This window comes from Lysinibacillus telephonicus, from assembly GCF_003966145.1.
GTDB lineage: Bacteria > Bacillota > Bacilli > Bacillales_A > Planococcaceae > Ureibacillus > Ureibacillus telephonicus.
On sequence record NZ_RXNR01000077.1, the window covers coordinates 1 to 16,903 of the forward strand.

Annotated in this window: 18 protein-coding genes and 1 pseudogene; 18 read left to right on the plus strand and 1 reads right to left on the minus strand. The window is 33.5% G+C overall.

Translation table 11 applies throughout. The features are described from left to right. The first annotated feature begins 188 nt into the window (after positions 1–188). Both EKG35_RS17780 and EKG35_RS17785 read left to right on the plus strand, forming a co-directional pair. The gene (locus EKG35_RS17780; protein ID WP_126295885.1) at positions 189–734 is read left to right on the plus strand and encodes a hypothetical protein; all 546 of its coding nucleotides are present in this window, start codon (positions 189–191) and stop codon (positions 732–734) included. Between the two features lie 366 nt (positions 735–1,100). Further along, complete coding sequence (locus tag EKG35_RS17785) at positions 1,101–2,153, plus strand: DUF3231 family protein (protein ID WP_246020472.1); 1,053 nt, start codon at positions 1,101–1,103, stop codon at positions 2,151–2,153. Positions 2,154–2,686: 533 nt separating this feature from the next. Here EKG35_RS17785 and brnQ read toward each other — a convergent pair. Continuing rightward, positions 2,687–4,039, minus strand: a complete 1,353-nt coding sequence (gene brnQ, locus EKG35_RS17790) for a branched-chain amino acid transport system II carrier protein (RefSeq protein WP_126295886.1) — start codon at positions 4,037–4,039, stop codon at positions 2,687–2,689. 312 nt (positions 4,040–4,351) lie between these two features. Between brnQ and EKG35_RS21655 the strand changes: the two genes are divergently transcribed. From EKG35_RS21655 to EKG35_RS17865, 16 genes and pseudogenes are all read left to right on the plus strand, one after another. Beyond that, positions 4,352–4,624: a YczI family protein gene (locus tag EKG35_RS21655; RefSeq protein ID WP_410799314.1), complete on the plus strand. Its 273-nt coding sequence runs from the start codon at positions 4,352–4,354 to the stop codon at positions 4,622–4,624. Further along, on the plus strand, positions 4,557–4,997 hold the full coding sequence (locus EKG35_RS17800) for an SRPBCC family protein (protein WP_126295888.1): 441 nt from the start codon (positions 4,557–4,559) through the stop codon (positions 4,995–4,997). The genes EKG35_RS21655 and EKG35_RS17800 overlap by 68 nt, the downstream gene beginning before the upstream one ends. A 144-nt stretch (positions 4,998–5,141) precedes the next feature. Beyond that, on the plus strand, positions 5,142–5,264 hold the full coding sequence (locus tag EKG35_RS21165; RefSeq protein WP_221766337.1) for an Rrf2 family transcriptional regulator: 123 nt from the start codon (positions 5,142–5,144) through the stop codon (positions 5,262–5,264). Positions 5,265–5,701: 437 nt separating this feature from the next. After that, positions 5,702–5,965: a metal-sensitive transcriptional regulator gene (locus tag EKG35_RS17805; protein WP_126295889.1), complete on the plus strand. Its 264-nt coding sequence runs from the start codon at positions 5,702–5,704 to the stop codon at positions 5,963–5,965. 62 nt (positions 5,966–6,027) lie between these two features. Further along, positions 6,028–6,375: a rhodanese-like domain-containing protein gene (locus tag EKG35_RS17810; RefSeq protein ID WP_126295890.1), complete on the plus strand. Its 348-nt coding sequence runs from the start codon at positions 6,028–6,030 to the stop codon at positions 6,373–6,375. 9 nt (positions 6,376–6,384) lie between these two features. Further along, positions 6,385–6,680, plus strand: a pseudogene (locus EKG35_RS17815) (rhodanese-like domain-containing protein). A gap of 50 nt (positions 6,681–6,730) precedes the next feature. Next, positions 6,731–7,294 carry a sulfurtransferase TusA family protein gene (locus EKG35_RS17820; protein ID WP_126295891.1) on the plus strand — a complete coding sequence of 188 codons (564 nt, stop codon included), beginning with the start codon at positions 6,731–6,733 and terminating at the stop codon, positions 7,292–7,294. Positions 7,295–7,322: 28 nt separating this feature from the next. Continuing rightward, on the plus strand, positions 7,323–7,718 hold the full coding sequence (locus tag EKG35_RS17825) for a DsrE/DsrF/DrsH-like family protein (RefSeq protein WP_126295892.1): 396 nt from the start codon (positions 7,323–7,325) through the stop codon (positions 7,716–7,718). A gap of 81 nt (positions 7,719–7,799) precedes the next feature. Continuing rightward, complete coding sequence (locus EKG35_RS17830) at positions 7,800–8,927, plus strand: MBL fold metallo-hydrolase (RefSeq protein ID WP_126295893.1); 1,128 nt, start codon at positions 7,800–7,802, stop codon at positions 8,925–8,927. Positions 8,928–9,015: 88 nt separating this feature from the next. Further along, positions 9,016–9,243, plus strand: a complete 228-nt coding sequence (locus tag EKG35_RS17835) for a sulfurtransferase TusA family protein (protein WP_126295894.1) — start codon at positions 9,016–9,018, stop codon at positions 9,241–9,243. An 81-nt stretch (positions 9,244–9,324) separates the two neighbouring features. Beyond that, positions 9,325–10,101 carry a sulfite exporter TauE/SafE family protein gene (locus EKG35_RS17840; protein ID WP_126295895.1) on the plus strand — a complete coding sequence of 259 codons (777 nt, stop codon included), beginning with the start codon at positions 9,325–9,327 and terminating at the stop codon, positions 10,099–10,101. Between the two features lie 237 nt (positions 10,102–10,338). Then, complete coding sequence (locus EKG35_RS17845; RefSeq protein WP_246020474.1) at positions 10,339–10,836, plus strand: CBO0543 family protein; 498 nt, start codon at positions 10,339–10,341, stop codon at positions 10,834–10,836. Then, positions 10,826–11,308 carry a CBO0543 family protein gene (locus tag EKG35_RS21480; protein ID WP_126295897.1) on the plus strand — a complete coding sequence of 161 codons (483 nt, stop codon included), beginning with the start codon at positions 10,826–10,828 and terminating at the stop codon, positions 11,306–11,308. Before EKG35_RS17845 ends, EKG35_RS21480 begins: the two co-directional genes overlap by 11 nt. 638 nt (positions 11,309–11,946) lie before the next feature. Beyond that, positions 11,947–13,854 carry an endonuclease MutS2 gene (locus EKG35_RS17855; protein ID WP_126295898.1) on the plus strand — a complete coding sequence of 636 codons (1,908 nt, stop codon included), beginning with the start codon at positions 11,947–11,949 and terminating at the stop codon, positions 13,852–13,854. A 457-nt stretch (positions 13,855–14,311) separates the two neighbouring features. Further along, the gene (locus EKG35_RS17860) at positions 14,312–15,019 is read left to right on the plus strand and encodes a ZIP family metal transporter (protein WP_126295899.1); all 708 of its coding nucleotides are present in this window, start codon (positions 14,312–14,314) and stop codon (positions 15,017–15,019) included. A 214-nt stretch (positions 15,020–15,233) separates the two neighbouring features. Beyond that, positions 15,234–16,217, plus strand: a complete 984-nt coding sequence (locus EKG35_RS17865) for a DUF3231 family protein (protein WP_126295900.1) — start codon at positions 15,234–15,236, stop codon at positions 16,215–16,217. Positions 16,218–16,903 lie beyond the last annotated feature (686 nt).

The following is a 16,903-nucleotide window of genomic DNA, read 5'->3' on the forward strand; positions in this document are numbered from 1 at the left end:
GCTATGAACACTTTAAAGCGAAAATTTTATTAAATAATTTATATAAGAAAATTGGGGTTCATTTAGGATAATCGGGGTGCCGTGTAATATCACTTCACCCCAACATTTGACATAGAACCATTAAATGAAGGATAATTGTAAACAACTTGGAAAAAATATACCCTAAACATTCTTTAGGGGTGATAGAGTTGAACAAAAGTACTCTTTTTCTGTCAAGTATCTTAATTTTTGGAATATATCATGCAGAGGTTTGTGGAAAAACAGACGTCCCTCCATCTTTTGAGGAATTTTTTACAGAAGGAGGGTATAAGACAGTTGAGGATGCATTAGACAATTTTGAACAACATTATAAACAAAAGCCTAACTTACCGCTTAGAGTACCTCCAATAAGTTTTACCCATCAGTTTGGGATATTTCACGACTTAGATGGTGATTTCAACGATTTTTTTGAAGTGAAATATATTAATGATCAAATACCAGAAAATCATTATAAAATTTATGTTCGTTCTAAAAAATATAAAATAGAATTTGATGATAAATATGTATTAAAAGTCTATAAATTAAATAATGGGAATGATGCTCTGTATATGGAACCAAACTTTCCTTTCAAAATGTTAGCATTCGAAAATGGTAACTGGCAATATGTGTTGCATATTGATAACAGAGTAGATGAAGTAACACCTGAAATCTTAGTTCAGATAGCGAATTCAATAAATTATGATACTGAAAACTAATATAAACTAAAATGTACTTTTGGAAATAATATACAATTCACATTTATTAGCTTCATTGTACGAAACCAGCCATAAAAAATCCTTCAACAATCGAACGCATTTCTATTATAAGAAATGCGTCTTTTTTAATTTAAGGGTATATTCTAGAATAACTTGGTTACTTGGAAATTAATATACTTAAACCTAAATAAAGATAAGATTAAGAATTAAGCAAATAAATCTAAGGGGAAATCTAGTATTGAATGAATATTTGAAAGGATAAAGTATCATTTTTTTTTTGATGTATTGTACAGGTCGTTCATTCATACATACAATTTTCTAATCGAGGGAATATTATTCTTACTTATTAAAATAGGAGGTAGTTTTATGGAACAAGCCGATAAAATATTAAATCCAATGAATGTTATGAAGCCACTTAATTTAAGTACACAAGAATTAGATGAATCTCAACCTTTTACGGTTACTGAAATGGGTAAACTTTGGACTACTTATATGGGAAACAGTATGTCAAGCCAAATTATAACTTATTTTCTTCAACATTGTGAGGATCAACAGATTAAGTCGTTATTGGAAAATGGCTTAGCATTAACTAAGGACTTTTTACAGAGAATTGAAAAGTTTTTTAAAAATGAAAATTTCCATATACCGTTAGGATTAACTAAAGAGGATGTAAATCTAGATGCTCCACGTTTATACAAAGATGAATTTTATGTTCACTATTTAAAATATGCAGCTAAGGCGGGCATGAGCATTTACGCAGTAGCAATTCCATTGGTCATGAGGGAGGATATAAGAGAATTTTTCGCTTATGCAAGTCAATGTACCACAATTCTATTAGGACAAATAAATAATGTTTTATTTGACAAGAAATTGATTGTAAAACCTCCAATTATTCCAACACCTGAAAAAAACGATTTTATAACTAATCAAAGCTATCTAAATGGTTGGTTTGGAGATGTTAGACCACTACATGCATTGGAAATTATTCACCTTTACGATAACATTGAAAATAATACAACAAGTAAAGCGTTGTTATTAGGATTTTATCAGACCGTTAAAGATGAAAAGATAAAGACTTTGTTTAAACGAGGTTTAGAAATGACTGATAAGGCGGTGAAGCAATTTACTGAAAAGCTCCATATTGAAAACTTACAAGCACCTTCATATATAGACCATTTAGTTACAACATCCACTATTTCTCCTTTTTCAGATAAAATAATGTTATTCCATAAATTTGACATGTTTTCTATAAAGATAAGAACAATGGGAAATTCAATTGCGGTTAATGGAAGAAGAGATATAAGCGCGTTATATGGAAGAGCACTAATTAACAATGGCTTATTTGTTGATGATGCTGCAAATATCTTAATTGATAAAGGATGGCTGGAATCACCACCAAAAGCATTTGATAGAAGTTAAATTTTTAAAACCTCCTTGTCAAAAGAATCTAGGAAGGGAATAGAACAATGTGGCAAATAAAAAAGAACTGGTGTTATGGAATATCTAGTTTTTATTAAAGAAATTGAAAAAGTGATTGTACATGCTAATCGTTATTCGATTCGAGCGAGATTATCGAATAATATTAGGAAGTAAATAAAACATTTTATATTAATCAAACTTAAATCTGCTGAATAAGACTCTCTTTTATCAATTTCCTTTTTAAAGAGGGTCTTTTAATTTACCGTAAAAAATGGCTATTCACGGACATTTTTAATCAAACTTTATTCCAAGAATACATAATAGAACATAGCCTTTACAATCTTCAATGGGCTTTAAATCGCGGTAAGGAAAAGCACTCAGTGAGGGGGTTATGAGCATTTAGTCGAAGTAACTTACTAGTGGTGAACTCTATTTCTAGTAAATGAGTTTTTTTACACAAAGAATTTAATTACTGAGGTTAGAAGAGAAAAAACCAGCTTAGGGGAATATCCTAAGCTGGTCTACAACTAGCATTATTGAACAACAGTCTTTTTAGCCCTAGTTGGCCATAAATAACCGATAAATGTTCCAAGTAGAGCTGGTATGATCCAGCCAAGCCCAATATCGTAAAGTGGTAAATTATTCATGAAAAATAACTTAATGGATTCGAATAGAGGTAATGACGCGCCAGGTAAAGTATCCACTAACGTGCTGTAGCCATCGAAGAAGCTTACACAAAAAGTGAAAAACATTGCTGTGGCGTATACACTCTGCTTAAGTTTAAAGAAAGATGAACAAAGGGCTAATAAGATTAAAACTATAGCTAAAGGATACAGTAACATTAATACGGGTACTGCATATTGAATAATATTGTTTAGACCGAAGTTGGCAATAAAAAATGACAGAAAACAGAGTATTAGAACAAATAATTTATAACTTATTTTCGGATAAATATGATTAAAAAACTCACTGCAAGACGTAATAAGTCCAATGCTCGTTTTTAAACAGGCGAGTACGATAATAATCGCTAATAAAATGGCGCCGAATGATCCGAAATAATGCTGAGCCACTGCAGCAAAGATTAAGCCGCCATTATCATATGTTCCGATAGTTGATACGCTTGAAGCACCCATATAGGTAATGAGTCCGTAAATCAGCATCATTAGTATCATGGCAAAAATACCTGATTTCCAAGTAGCTTTCGCAATCTCTTTTGGATTAGTGATACCTTGTCCCTTAATTGCTTTTATAACCACGATACCGAAGGCGAGAGACGCAAGAGCATCCATCGTGTTATACCCTTCTTTAAAGCCCGTTATAAATGCCAGGTCGCTATAGTCACCAGTTGGAATATCGAAATGACCCATTGGTTTGACAATGGCAATGACAATTAACATGAATAAAAATACTAAAAATGCAGGAGTTAAATATTTGCCGATATAATCGATAATTTTTGCTGGATTTAGAGAAAAATAATAGACAATTGCAAAAAATACAAGGCTAAATAACCCGAGGTATAAACTGCTATGTACTGGATTGATATACGGTTCAAAACCGACTACAAAAGGGACCGTTGCTGTCCGTGGAATTGCAAAAAATGGTCCAATGGTTAGGTAAAGTGCCACGGCAAATATGACTCCAAATAAAGGATGGACACGACTTGCTAAATCTCGTAATCCACTACTCCCCGATAAACCAAAGGCTAAAATCCCCATAAATGGCAGCCCGATTGCGGTGATCAGGAAGCCAATTAATGCTGGCCAAAAATTAGTTCCAGCAAGTTGTCCCATTTGGATTGGGAAAATTAAATTCCCTGCACCAAAGAACATTCCAAACAGCATTGTGCCAATGATGGCATAGGTAGAAAATGATATTTTTTTTTCCATACTTGTGCTCCTTCTAGATGAATATCGTATATTCTATCACCTTTTTTATGTATAAGCTATAGCAATAAAATAAATAAAGGATGTGTTTAACCGAAGTGGATTTGATTTCTTGCTTTACTAATACCTAGAGGAAGTAATTCTTTTCATAACAGGAAAAACCGATTAAATATTGATGGAGGGAAGATATGAAATTGATGATAAAATAATCATAATGAGAAGGAGAGAATATTGATGAGTATATAAAGTGTTATTTTAGGAATTATAGTGTTTGCTTTCTCAGGTTATAGCTTAATAACTGGTGAATATAGAATAATGCCTTATACACTATTACTTCTAGGGATAATGGTTTTAGTATCTGGAATTATTGAATTCCAAGAGAATCGAAAAGTAATTGCTATTATTTCTTTCCTATCAGTAGAATTTGTTTTTTTTTGTTGGTACATATATACTTTTTATGTAATAATTATTTGTATAATTGTAAGATTAAAATTCATATGTAGTGGAAGTGGGGATCATAATGGCAACGGGAACACATACAGTAGAAATTCCAATAGATGTACAAGCAGTTTGGGATTATGTCAGTGATCTTGAAAAATGGGCAACAACAGTACCAGCCTATAAAGAACATGAAATAATAAATGAAAAACAATCTATTTGGACATTTGAAGGTAGTGTGAAAGGTATTAAAAAAACAATACAAGCACAGGTAGATATTACCGAATGGAATGAACCTTCAAATATTAAGTTTGAACTGAAAGGGTTATCTGATAACTTTACAGGAAGTGGACACTTTACTGCAGAAGATGTTAATGGGAAAACGACAATGACTTGTACCGTGGAAGTCCAGGCAGGAGGATTATCTGGTGCGGTGTTGACACCAATTATTAAATGGGCTGTTCCTAAAGTAACTTCTCGTTTAACAGAATCTATTGCACGTAAAATTGCAGTATTTTCTTAATTCCCTTATATTGGAAGGCAATTCTTTTTGGAGATGCCAAGTTGAAAGGGGCTGTCAAAAAATGACGGCCTCTTTTTTTGATGTACTACTCATAATATACTAAAACTTTTTAATAATAGGGATATTAAAAAGTTAAAGATCAAAGTGAAGAGACATTCTAGATATTGTGGAACAGGCACTTCAGAGTTTTTAGGAGAAAGTGTAAATATAAATCCAACTGAAAGCAGAAAAATCATGGAGGTACTTGAAAATACTGGATTAGTGTAGAGTGAATGCCTTTCAAATTACGACCAAGATAATCCGACAAATACGTTCAGTAATAAATTTGTGATTATTAATATTAGAGAGTAGGTGTGATTCCACAAGGATTTCGAGCAACGATTGCAAATCTGCTGGAAGATGATTGTCTCTTGGTAAAGAGTTAAATAAAATTGAGGAAGAAATTTTTGTAGCATTAGCCAAAAAACAATCGATAGAGGAAAAAAGGGAGGTGGCTCCTTAAAATATTCGTGAGACAAATGAAAAGAAGCTAGAAGAAAAAAACTTATCAGAAGAGGAAGACTTCTTGTGTTTAAACTATCTGATTGAAAACTCATTAAAATTACCAAATTGATAATGTTGAATCTTGATTTTTTTATTGACATTATACCCATCGGGGTATATGATGGGTCTATCAGCAAAAACTACTGTAAGGAGGCAGTACTTTGAATTCATATGACGATAAAGTTAAAAATCGAATTAAGCGAATAGAAGGTCAGCTTCGTGGTATAGTAAAAATGATGGAAGAAGGAAAAGATTGCAAAGATGTCATCACTCAACTTTCTGCTGTTCGTTCAGGCGTCGATCGTACGATAGGTTTAATTGTAAGTCAAAATCTACTTGAATGTATCCGAGAAGCAGAAGGTGACGAAGAAGCTGTGAATCAATCAATTCAAGAAGCTGTGAATCTGTTTGTTAAAAGTCGTTAACTATTATCGACTTTTTATTTTAAATAAAAATATACCCATACTGGTATAAGGAGGGGAGATAAATGGAAGCTTGGTTGCTAACTGCATTAGCAGTTATTTTTATTATTTGGCGTATGAAGCCAGTAAAAGGAACAAAAACAATAACAACAGCTACGCTAAAAGATATCTTAAATGATAAAAATAAAGTTTTTGTGGATGTTCGAACACCAGGTGAATATAATTCACATAACATTCGTCAGTTCAAAAACATCCCTTTAGGATCTGATTTTTCAAAACTTCCAAAAGACAAGGAAATTATCGTGATTTGTCAAAGTGGAATGCGTAGCGCGCAAGCTTGTAAACAATTAAAGAAATTAGGATATGAAAACGTCACAAATGTTCGTGGTGGCATGAGTAAATGGAGAATATAGGTGAAGAAAATGAAAGAAATTACAGCAATAGAAGTTCAACAACGTTTAGAAAATGGAGAAATGTTAAATTTAATCGATGTTCGTGAGGTAGATGAAGTGCAAGCAGGTCATATTCCTGGTATTACGCATATACCACTTGGACTACTTGAATTCCGTACACATGAACTTGATAAAAACAAGCCGTATATTATCGTTTGTCGTTCAGGCGCTCGTAGTAGCAAGGCAACACAATATTTACAAAGTCAAGGTTTTGATGTAAAAATATGGTTGGCGGTATGCTTGCTTGGGGAAGGAAAGTAGATTAATTTTTTTAAAATAAAATAATACCCACATGGGTATTTAGGGGGGGTTTAAAATGACATTAAAAGCAGATGTAAAGCTAGATGCAAAAGGTCTTGTTTGCCCTATGCCAATCATCAAAACAAAAAAAGCGATGATTGATGTAAATGAAGGTCAAATCTTAGAAGTACAAGCTACAGACAAGGGTTCAATTGCCGACTTAAAGGCATGGGCTGAAAGTATGGGCCACCAATATATAGGTTCTACTGAAGAAGATGGTGTATTACATCATTACATCCGTAAAAGTGGCGATGATATTGGTTTAGAAAAGAATTTTAAAAATACGATTGCTAATGAAGAAATAATCGACCGTGCTGTTAATGGTGGAATTATTCTTGATGTTCGTGAAGAAGCTGAATATGCATTTGGTCATATTGCCGGCTCGTTGTCTATTCCAATAGGTGAGTTAGAAGAGCGCCTAGAAGAATTAGATAGGGAGAAAGAAATCTATGTAATTTGTCGTACAGGAACACGCAGTGATTTAGCTGCACGTAAACTATCGGAAAAAGGATTCAAGAAAGTGTTTAACGTTTTACCAGGAATCAGTTATTGGCATGGGGATTTATCTAAAAAAATATAAAAATTAAATTAATTGGAGGAATTTTATTATGTCTAACAAAGTAGCTATTATCGCGAGCAACGGTGGTTTATTTGACGCTTATAAGGTATTTAATATCGCAACGGCAGCAGCCGCAACTGAAAAAGAGGTAGCCATCTTTTTTACTTTTGAAGGGCTGAACTTAATTCATAAACAAGCAATGCATCAGTTACCAATGCCAGCAGGTCGTGAACATTTTGCAGAAGGGTTTGCAAAAGCGAATGTACCAAGCATTCCACAACTAGTCGAAATGGCACAGGAAATGGGTGTGAAATTTATCGGATGTCAAATGACGATGGACGTAATGGGTTTAGCGAAAGAGGATTTTATTGATGGTATTGAAGTTGGAGGCGCTGTAACATTCCTTGAATTTGCGAAAGATGCAGCACCAACTCTAACATTCTAACTAGATAGTTTAGAAACTAGTGGAAGGGATATGCCCTTCCACTTAAAAAACAATAATTAATACCTACGGGGGTAATTTGATATGGCATTCATTAAAATGACAGCAGCACAAGTAGCGCGTAAAGTTATTGAAAATCAAAAGTTATTTATTTTAGATGTACGAAATCGTGATGCATATGAAGACTGGAAAATTGAAGGACATAACTTTGATTATTTAAATGTTCCTTATTTTGATTTATTAGACGGTGTTGAAGAAATCTTAGCAAAACTTCCAACAGATAGAGATGTGTTAGTTGTTTGTGCAAAAGAAGGTTCTTCGCTAATGATCGCAGAAATGATTTCGGAAGAAGGACGAGATGTGTTCTATCTAGAAGGTGGTATGGATTCTTGGAGTTCATATCTTGAACCAATTAAAGTAGGGAACTTAACTGGAGGCGGTGAACTTTACCAATTTGTTCGTCTTGGGAAAGGTTGTCTTTCATATATGGTGATCTCAGAAGGAGAAGCGGCCATTGTTGATGCAGTTCGTTTTACAGACGTTTTTATAAACTTCGCAAAAGAGAAAAATGTAGAAATTAAGTATGTTTTTGATACACATTTACACGCTGACCATATTTCAGGAGGACGTCAACTTGCACAAGCAACAGGGGCTGCTTATTACTTACCACCAAAAGATGCAGAAGAAGTAGTATTCGATTACACACCACTTGAAGATGGTTTAATAGTGAAAATTGGTGCTTCTCAAATTGAGGTGGATGCCCTTTACTCACCAGGACATACAATTGGTTCAACGTCATTTATCGTTGATAGAAAGTATTTATTAACAGGGGATATTTTATTCATCGATTCAATTGGACGGCCAGACTTAGCAGGACTTGCAGAAGATTGGGTAGGTGATCTTCGAAAAACTCTATACCGCCGTTATCGTGAATTAACAGAAGACTTAATTGTTTTACCTGCACATTTTATGATCATCGATGAGCTGAATGAAGACGGAACAGTTGCAAAAAGTTTAGGTGATCTATTTTTAGAAAATCATGGACTAAACATACACGATGAAGATGAATTTCGTCATATAGTAACAGATAATTTACCACCACAACCAAATTCATATCAACAAATTCGTCAAGTAAACATGGGTAAAATCAACCCTAGCAATGATGAACAAACTGAAATGGAAATCGGTCCAAATCGATGCGCGGTACGGTAAACATAAGTTTATGAATATTAACGTTATTATTACATGCAAATAAATACAATTAGGGGATAGTATGGATCCTTTAAAAGGAGAATTTAAAATGGAATCTATAAAAATACTAGATGTAAAAGGAATGTCATGTCCAATGCCAATTGTACGAACAAAAAAAGAAATGGACACTTTACATTCAGGCGAAATTTTGGAAGTTCATGCTACCGATAGAGGATCTTTAGCGGATATGCCTGCTTGGGCAAACGCTGCGGGACATACGATTGTGGATCAAAAAGAAGAAGCAAATGTAATAAAGTTCTTCATTAAAAAAGCTTAAAAGTAAGTTGTTTTTCGACTCACTTTTTCCACTGGGATTCAGTAGTAGCTGATACAGTCTATTTGAAAGAAGGAAAACAACATGGATATTTTCCATATGTTACTTTTGTTCGCAATCGGTTTTATCGGGTCTTTTCTTTCTGGAATGCTCGGAATTGGTGGTGCGATTGTAAAATACCCCATGCTGTTGATGATTCCACCACTGTTTGGATTTCAGGCTCTAACTGCACATGAAGTTTCGGGTATTAGTGCTCTAGATGTTTTATTTGTATCCCTAGCAGGTGTTATAGGGTTTCGGAATGGGGGATATTTAAATAAATCGTTAATTACCACTATGGGTATATCCGTCTTAATTGGTACATTTATAGGTAGTTTCGGATCTCAACAATTATCGGAAGCTCAAATAAACATTGTATACGGGATTTTAGCATTACTAGCTGCAATTATGATGATTATTCCTAAAAAACAACTTGATGATATCCAATTTGATAAAGTGAGCTATAATAGGCCGCTTGCAGCTAGTTTAGCATTCATTGTTGGAATTGGTTCTGGTATCGTTGGGGCTGGTGGGGGATTTTTATTAATTCCAATTATGTTATTAATTCTACGTATTCCTACACGAATGACAATTGCATCAAGCCTAGCAATTACGCTTATCTCATCTATAGCTGGATCACTCGGTAAAATAACAACAGATCAAGTGGAGTATCTTCCAGCTATTATTGTGATAATTGCTGGATTAATCGCAGCACCATTTGGTACTAAAGTTAGTAAAAAAATGAATACAAATCTATTACAAGCTATTTTAGCTGTTTTAATTTTAGGTACAACACTAAAAATCTGGATAGATATTTTATAGGTGATGCGTAACAACGAGACTTTTATTAAAAAGAAATTAGGATTATTTTATTAAACAATTGAGTTCTTTTCCAGAGTAAAGGATCTATGCTTTTTTATATAAAAATTGTTAGACCCTGAAATGTTAAAAGCGTATTAAGACAGTACTGAATATGATTTGAGGAAATTGTTGATACTTTTATTGTTAGTAAAAACTTTTAATCACCTTACCGGAATGGAGAGTTTCTAAAACATGCTGATGGAGCGTTTAATTCTGGTAGCAATGTGGCTGTTTGGCTTTGTTGGCTTTATTTTGTTTATTCCACGCAAAGACCTGCGAAAAGGATTCATGGCATTTTCGATTTTTCAATCAATCACCTGGCTTTGTAATATGTTTAGTTTTAATTATGGTTTGTTAAGTGCTCCAGTCCGGGAGTTCCCAAAAGCGACTGATCTCGCAATTACAATCAGTTATTTATTTTATCCCGTATTATTTTCCATATATTATGTCCATAAAAGAGTAGAATGGAGTTTCTGGTCTAGATTTGGCTACTTTTTTGTTTGGGTCTTTATCGTCACTTTGTTTGATAATGTAATCGAGAGATATACAGATTTATTAGAATATGGATTCTTAACTTGGTATGGGATGTGGATGTACATTGGCTTTCTCTTTTTTATTAGTCAAGTATGCTGTAATTGGTTCTTTAAGGATAAATCATTATTTCAAACGGAGCAGCTGAGATTAAATGAGAATTGAATGGTGGATCTTATTATCGGCATACGTTGTGGGAATAGGACTTCTTTTCTTCATACCGAAAAATAAAATTCGGCTTGCAGTAGTGGCTTTTTTGTTCAAACAGGTTATTACTTTTCTTTTTGGATTAGTGGTTGTAGAGTTGGTATTGATTGAATATCCAGTGCGATTATTCCCTTCAATTAATCGGACGAGCTTCACTTTTGAGTACTTTTTTTTTCCAATAGTATGTGCAATTTTTAATGTATGGTATCCAAATGGTCGGAGTACGCTTATCCAATGGGGATATTATGTTGTATATAGTTCCATTTTGACTATCCTTGAAGTCATTATGGAAAAACATACTAATCTCATCAAGTATGTCAACTGGGAGTGGTATTATTCTTGGATAACATTATGTCTTACATTTTATTTTACGCGTCTATTTTGTATATGGTTTTTCAAAAAGGGCAGACTTGCTTCAATGAAACCATAGGCTGAGTTACAAATTGAACATTTATTTAAGAAAGAAATTAATTAAAAATAATTTGATTACCAATCCTGTCAACATAAGACTATTATGGCCATTACTCAAGTAAAGTTGCAACTCCAAGTTTATTTATACCTGCAATTTTATTTTGTTAGTACGGTTTCCTAGCGCTACCTCAAATAGGGTTCAGTCTTATTATTTAATTCTCAATGCTGTTTGACGAAACTGTTTTTCCATGGTACATTATTTCCATATTACAAAAAGGTGTGGTGAATTATGTCGGTAGTAGGTATCAACTAATTGTTATTAGTTGAATAAGGTGCTTATTTTCTGGTCAATGCCAGTTTATTAAGAATGCCTTTTTTCAAACATGTTTCTTTAACATTTTTGAATACCTGCTATCAGACTGCTTCTATTTCCATATATTCGTTTAGTGTAGAATGTAAGACATTAAGCTTTGAGGGTGGATTCTATCCTGTCATGTTTAATTTATTTAGGTCTTATTTATTCATGCCTATTCGAGATATGACCTTGTTTTGTAGCAAGGTTATGCCCGCGGAAGCTTTCTGTCCAATTTGGTTGTCTAAATTGGAAGGTAGGGAAGGCTTTAGCGGGCTTATTTTATTTGGAATGAGGAAGATAAAATGAATAATATGACCTTTGAAAAATTACACTACCACGAATTAAAAGATAAAGTTAAAAACCATTGTGTTAGCAGTTTAGGTAAAGAGTTAATAGAAAGATTACAGCCAAGCTCGAATATAAATGTCGTTCGTAATCGTTTAAATGAAACGAGTGAGGCGAGAGAGTTATTGGACGCTGAAAAGCACTTGCCATTAACCGGCATTACCAATATAACTAGCCATATTGAAAAAATAGAAAAGGGCATGGTATTAACACCAGCAGAGTTACTAGCCATTTCTGATTTTTTAAGAGGCTGTAGAAAAATTAAAAAGTTTATGGCGGATAAAGAATTTTTTGCGCCTGTACTTTACTCCTATGCACTTTCTATAACTGATTTTCGAGATATCGAAGAGGATATCCTATTTGCAATTAGAGGAAATCGAGTTGATTCTGGAGCTAGTAAAGAGTTAAAACGAATTAGGAACCAGATAGAGAAAACAGAACAGAAAATCGAAGAACGTTTGAATAAGTTTTTGAAAAATGGAGCCAATAAAGAATATATCCAAGAATTTTATATCAGTAAGAAAGATGATCGTTTTACGATTCCAATTAAAGCATCCTTTAAGAATGATGTAGCTGGAACGATTATTGAAACATCCTCTAAAGGATCTACAGTATTTATTGAACCTGAGGCTGTCTCGAAGCTTAATGTGGAATTAGTGAGTTTGAAATCAGAAGAATCCGTAGAGGAATATCAAATATTAGCAACGTTAACCGGTGCAATTCATGAATCGCTTCATGAAATAGGTATTAATATTGAATGCATCAGTCAGTACGACATGATTTTTGCGAAAGCCAAATATAGTAAAAGTACCGACGCAATTGAACCGAAAATCAATAATTATGGATATATAAAATTAATTAATAGTAAACATCCATTATTAGAAGGCAACATTGTCCCGTTGGATTTTGAAATCGGTGAAGATTATAGAAGCTTGATTATTACAGGTCCTAATGCGGGTGGGAAAACCGTCGTATTAAAAACCATTGGAATTCTTACTTTAGCTGTCATGTCAGGGTTTCATATTACGGCCAAACAAGGGACTGAAATTGCCATCTTTGATCACGTGTTTGTTGATATTGGGGATAATCAAAGCATAGAGAACGCCCTAAGTACTTTTTCCTCCCATATGAAGAATATTTCAGAGATCATGAATAATGCTAATAATAATACTCTGCTTTTATTCGATGAAATTGGAAGTGGAACGGAGCCGAATGAAGGTGCTGCCTTAGCAATCGCAATTTTGGAAGAGTTTTATCATATGGGATGTATTACAATTGCAACAACTCATTATGGAGAAATTAAACGGTATTCTGAAATGCACGATGATTTTATGAATGCGGCCATGTTATTTAATAGTGCCGAATTGAAGCCGATGTATAAGTTATTAATAGGGAAATCAGGAGACAGTAATGCACTTTGGATTTCAAGCAGGATGAATATCCGTGAAAATGTTTTGAAGCGGGCTCAATTGTATATAGAAAATAAAAATTATAACTTGGAAGTAATAAATGAAAACAAAATAAAAAAACCGGTACATGAAGTGAATCAGCCATTAGAGGCATATCAATATGAAATAGGTGACCGGGTAAAATTAATCAGCCAGGATGATTATGCAATCGTCTTTGAACCGAGAGATAAATTTAATAACATTAAACTGTTTTATAAAGGTGAAGTATTGGAAGTAAATATTAAGCGGATTCAATTAGACATTAAAGCAAGTCAATTATATCCTGAAGGGTATGATAAAAACACCTTATTTACCAATTTTCAAGATAGAAAGCTGCAGCATGATCTGGAGAGAGGTTCGAAAAAGGCACTGCGAAAGGTTCAAAAGGAGATTAAAAATAGAAAAAATCTAGAATAGTTGTCTAAATTGTATGAAGTTGATCTTCCACTATCGGAGAGATGTCCAACAAAGCAAAAATCTTCTGCTACTTTACGTAATTGGGAAAAAATAAGGTACTCTTGTTCATCGAGAAAATATAGCCAATAATTATCGTATTGTGTTTCGTATCAGTATATAAAGTTTTTTGCCAAACCAACGGATGTTTTAGTAAAAACAATAAAATTATATCCTTAAGGTATAGGTAAAGAAAGTATTTTGATCAAACTTTGATTAAAATACTTTCTTTTTAATTAATCTTAAGTAGAGCATTTGAGTTAGTTTGTGATTAAACTAACTTCTAAACCACCAATAATTAGGTTTGATATAATCTAGGAAATTTGTTTTTGGAGGTAAGGCGTTAGACTTTAGAAGTTTTCATAAATTTCCTGGATAAGCCATATCACTAATTATAATTACTGAAAGGTGTTAATGTGAAATGTGGCTATTCGGGTTTCTATGCACTTCTTTAGGAATATTAATCGGTGGAACAATTGCTTGGTTATTTAAAGGATTACAACAGAAAATCGATCTTGTTTATGGCATTTGTGCTGGGATTATTTTGGGCTTAATTAGTATTGAAATTTTTCCAGAAGCGATTGAATTGGGAGGATGGTTAATTACTATAGTTGGATTTACTGTAGGGATGATTTTATTCGGATTATTACATAATGTATTGCACTATATTCAAGTGTTTAAAAAAACTTCAAATATATATATTCGATCAGGTTTATTATTATTAATTAGTTTCGCGGTTCATAATTTACCGATGGGAATTACTCTAGGGGCTAGTCAAGAAAAGGAATTTACAATTTCCCTATTACAAACACTCTTATTCCATAGTATCCCCGAAGGAATTATTTTATTTACCCCTTTAATTATGGCGGGTATAAATGTCTTCCTTGGATTTTTAATCACCTTAATTATATCCAGTCCAGTCCTCCTAGGTGTTTATATTGGGGGGGTATTAGGATTTAACCACCAATATTTCTCTGCGTCCTTAATTAGCATAACGATAGGAATAATTTTAATGGTCACAGTATCAGAAATATTATATCCAGCATTATTAAAATCGTCTCCATTAAAAATAATTACCTTTACTTTAATCGGGTTTGGGATAATAGGGTTATATATTAAATTATTCTAACCAGTATCCTAGTTTTTAGGGATTAGACAGTTGTTCAATCCATTCTGAAATGCTCCTTAAATTTAAAATTATACTGTAAAATTAGCAAATGCTTTTGAATGGTTATGAATAACATCACTTTTCCTATTATTTGTAGGTAAATGTATAACCTTCATACAAATACAGATACTATTTTCAGTGAAAAAACACACGGAATTTAGGAGTGTATAATCTAATGATTGAAAAACCTAAAATGAGTTCCTCTGAACTTGGAGCATTATGGATGACATATCAAAAAAAATCAATGATTTTACGGATATTGGAATATTTTATTGTGATATCGGATGATCAACGAGCAAAGGATCTCATGTCTGAGCTATGGAATCAGCTTCATCCAATGATTATTGAAATGAAAACTACCCTTGAAAATGAGGGGGCGGCTGTTCCAGATGGTTTTACTAAAAAGGATGTTAATTTAGAAGCGCCAAAGTTATGGGAGAATGGTTTTGACATTATGTTTTGCCGAGTACTAAAAGAAATAAGTATGGGGATGTACGTACTCCACTTAACGATGTCTTACCGTCAAGACATTATAAAACTTTACAGGGATATGTCTGAAATAACAGAAACCTTTTATGGTCATTTCACACAGTATTTGCTTGATAATAACCTCTATACACGCCCGACTTATGTCTCCATGCCAACATCAACCAATTATATATCGGATGAAGATTATTCAAAAGGATCTAATATTTTTGGAAACAAGCGTACATTAAATACTGTTGAGTTTGGCAATCTATATCGTACAATTGAAACAAATATTACTGGTATGCAACTGTTAAATGGTTTCATCCAAACTTCTATAGACGAAGATGTAAAAAAGTATTTTATTCAAGGGATAGAGCTTTCCAAGGAAATTTTACGCGAGTCTTCTAACATTCTTCTTGAAGATAGTATCCAACCACCTGCAACACCTGGAGGAACCGTTATAAACTCAACAATAGCTCCTTTTTCAGAAAAGTTAATGATGTTCTGTAACTACCTGTTGAGTGCATTTTCCCTTGGAGGCGGTGGCTTCAGCGCGGGCTTTAGTTTACGTAAAGATCTACAGACTAAAAATGTAATATTTGCTAAAGACATATATCAATATCAGCTGAACGGTATTAAGCTAATGATGTCTAAAGGATGGTTTGAAGAACCACCAAAAATGGATTTATAAAATTTTTGGATGTAAGATAGGATAAGAGCGTATTTAGCTTGAAATTGTAGATTATCTCCCGGTGTTTTTTACACCGAGACAAAGCCCTTAAAATATAATAAACTAATTTTTCCAGCAAAATGGGCGCAATTATAGGGAATTGTGCTCTTTCTTTATGAGTTGGGAAATATACTTCTACTAATGGAGGGAACTCTTTAGGAAGAAGAAATGCCTTTTTTATGGAGGGAAGAGGTGAGTTAATTACAAATCGATCATATAGTTTTTTCTCTGGGGTTGCTATTTCTACACTCTTTTGTTGCAATAACAACGTCGTAGTACATGACGTAGATAGTGTAACAAAAACCGAGTAGGGGACATGTCTGCAATTTTAGTACATCCTTATAGATGATATGAAGTTCATTATAATTTATCCTGCTGCCATTCTTTTCATTCTCTGTGATGAAATCTCGACTTACGAATGACTAAAGAGCACGATTATAACTAAATCGTGAAAAGCTTTTTTCAATGACTGTGTGATATTAGAGGTGAAGGTTAAAGGCAGAACGTTTGTGTATGAGTGGGGAAATATAAATGTCAACTATATAATGTACATTTTCGTTCGTTTAAGAATGTACATTTTTGATTCCCCCAACCACTGGGATGGGGGAAGTATTCTTTAAAAGGGTGGTATGCCAAGCTGATTTTGT

What these genes read in the sequence shown, in the direction of transcription:
- EKG35_RS17835 (WP_126295894.1), top strand. Translation starts at nt 9,016, where the DNA reads ATGGAATCTATAAAAATACTAGATGTAAAAGGAATGTCATGTCCAATG.
- EKG35_RS17830 (WP_126295893.1), top strand. Translation starts at nt 7,800, where the DNA reads ATGGCATTCATTAAAATGACAGCAGCACAAGTAGCGCGTAAAGTTATT.
- EKG35_RS17785 (WP_246020472.1), top strand. Translation starts at nt 1,101, where the DNA reads ATGGAACAAGCCGATAAAATATTAAATCCAATGAATGTTATGAAGCCA.
- EKG35_RS17810 (WP_126295890.1), top strand. Translation starts at nt 6,028, where the DNA reads ATGGAAGCTTGGTTGCTAACTGCATTAGCAGTTATTTTTATTATTTGG.
- EKG35_RS17860 (WP_126295899.1), top strand. Translation starts at nt 14,312, where the DNA reads ATGTGGCTATTCGGGTTTCTATGCACTTCTTTAGGAATATTAATCGGT.
- EKG35_RS17865 (WP_126295900.1), top strand. Translation starts at nt 15,234, where the DNA reads ATGATTGAAAAACCTAAAATGAGTTCCTCTGAACTTGGAGCATTATGG.
- EKG35_RS17825 (WP_126295892.1), top strand. Translation starts at nt 7,323, where the DNA reads ATGTCTAACAAAGTAGCTATTATCGCGAGCAACGGTGGTTTATTTGAC.
- EKG35_RS21655 (WP_410799314.1), top strand. Translation starts at nt 4,352, where the DNA reads ATGCCTTATACACTATTACTTCTAGGGATAATGGTTTTAGTATCTGGA.
- brnQ (WP_126295886.1), bottom strand. Translation starts at nt 4,039, where the DNA reads ATGGAAAAAAAAATATCATTTTCTACCTATGCCATCATTGGCACAATG.
- EKG35_RS17845 (WP_246020474.1), top strand. Translation starts at nt 10,339, where the DNA reads ATGGAGCGTTTAATTCTGGTAGCAATGTGGCTGTTTGGCTTTGTTGGC.
- EKG35_RS21480 (WP_126295897.1), top strand. Translation starts at nt 10,826, where the DNA reads ATGAGAATTGAATGGTGGATCTTATTATCGGCATACGTTGTGGGAATA.
- EKG35_RS17820 (WP_126295891.1), top strand. Translation starts at nt 6,731, where the DNA reads ATGACATTAAAAGCAGATGTAAAGCTAGATGCAAAAGGTCTTGTTTGC.
- EKG35_RS17855 (WP_126295898.1), top strand. Translation starts at nt 11,947, where the DNA reads ATGAATAATATGACCTTTGAAAAATTACACTACCACGAATTAAAAGAT.
- EKG35_RS17840 (WP_126295895.1), top strand. Translation starts at nt 9,325, where the DNA reads ATGGATATTTTCCATATGTTACTTTTGTTCGCAATCGGTTTTATCGGG.
- EKG35_RS17800 (WP_126295888.1), top strand. Translation starts at nt 4,557, where the DNA reads ATGGCAACGGGAACACATACAGTAGAAATTCCAATAGATGTACAAGCA.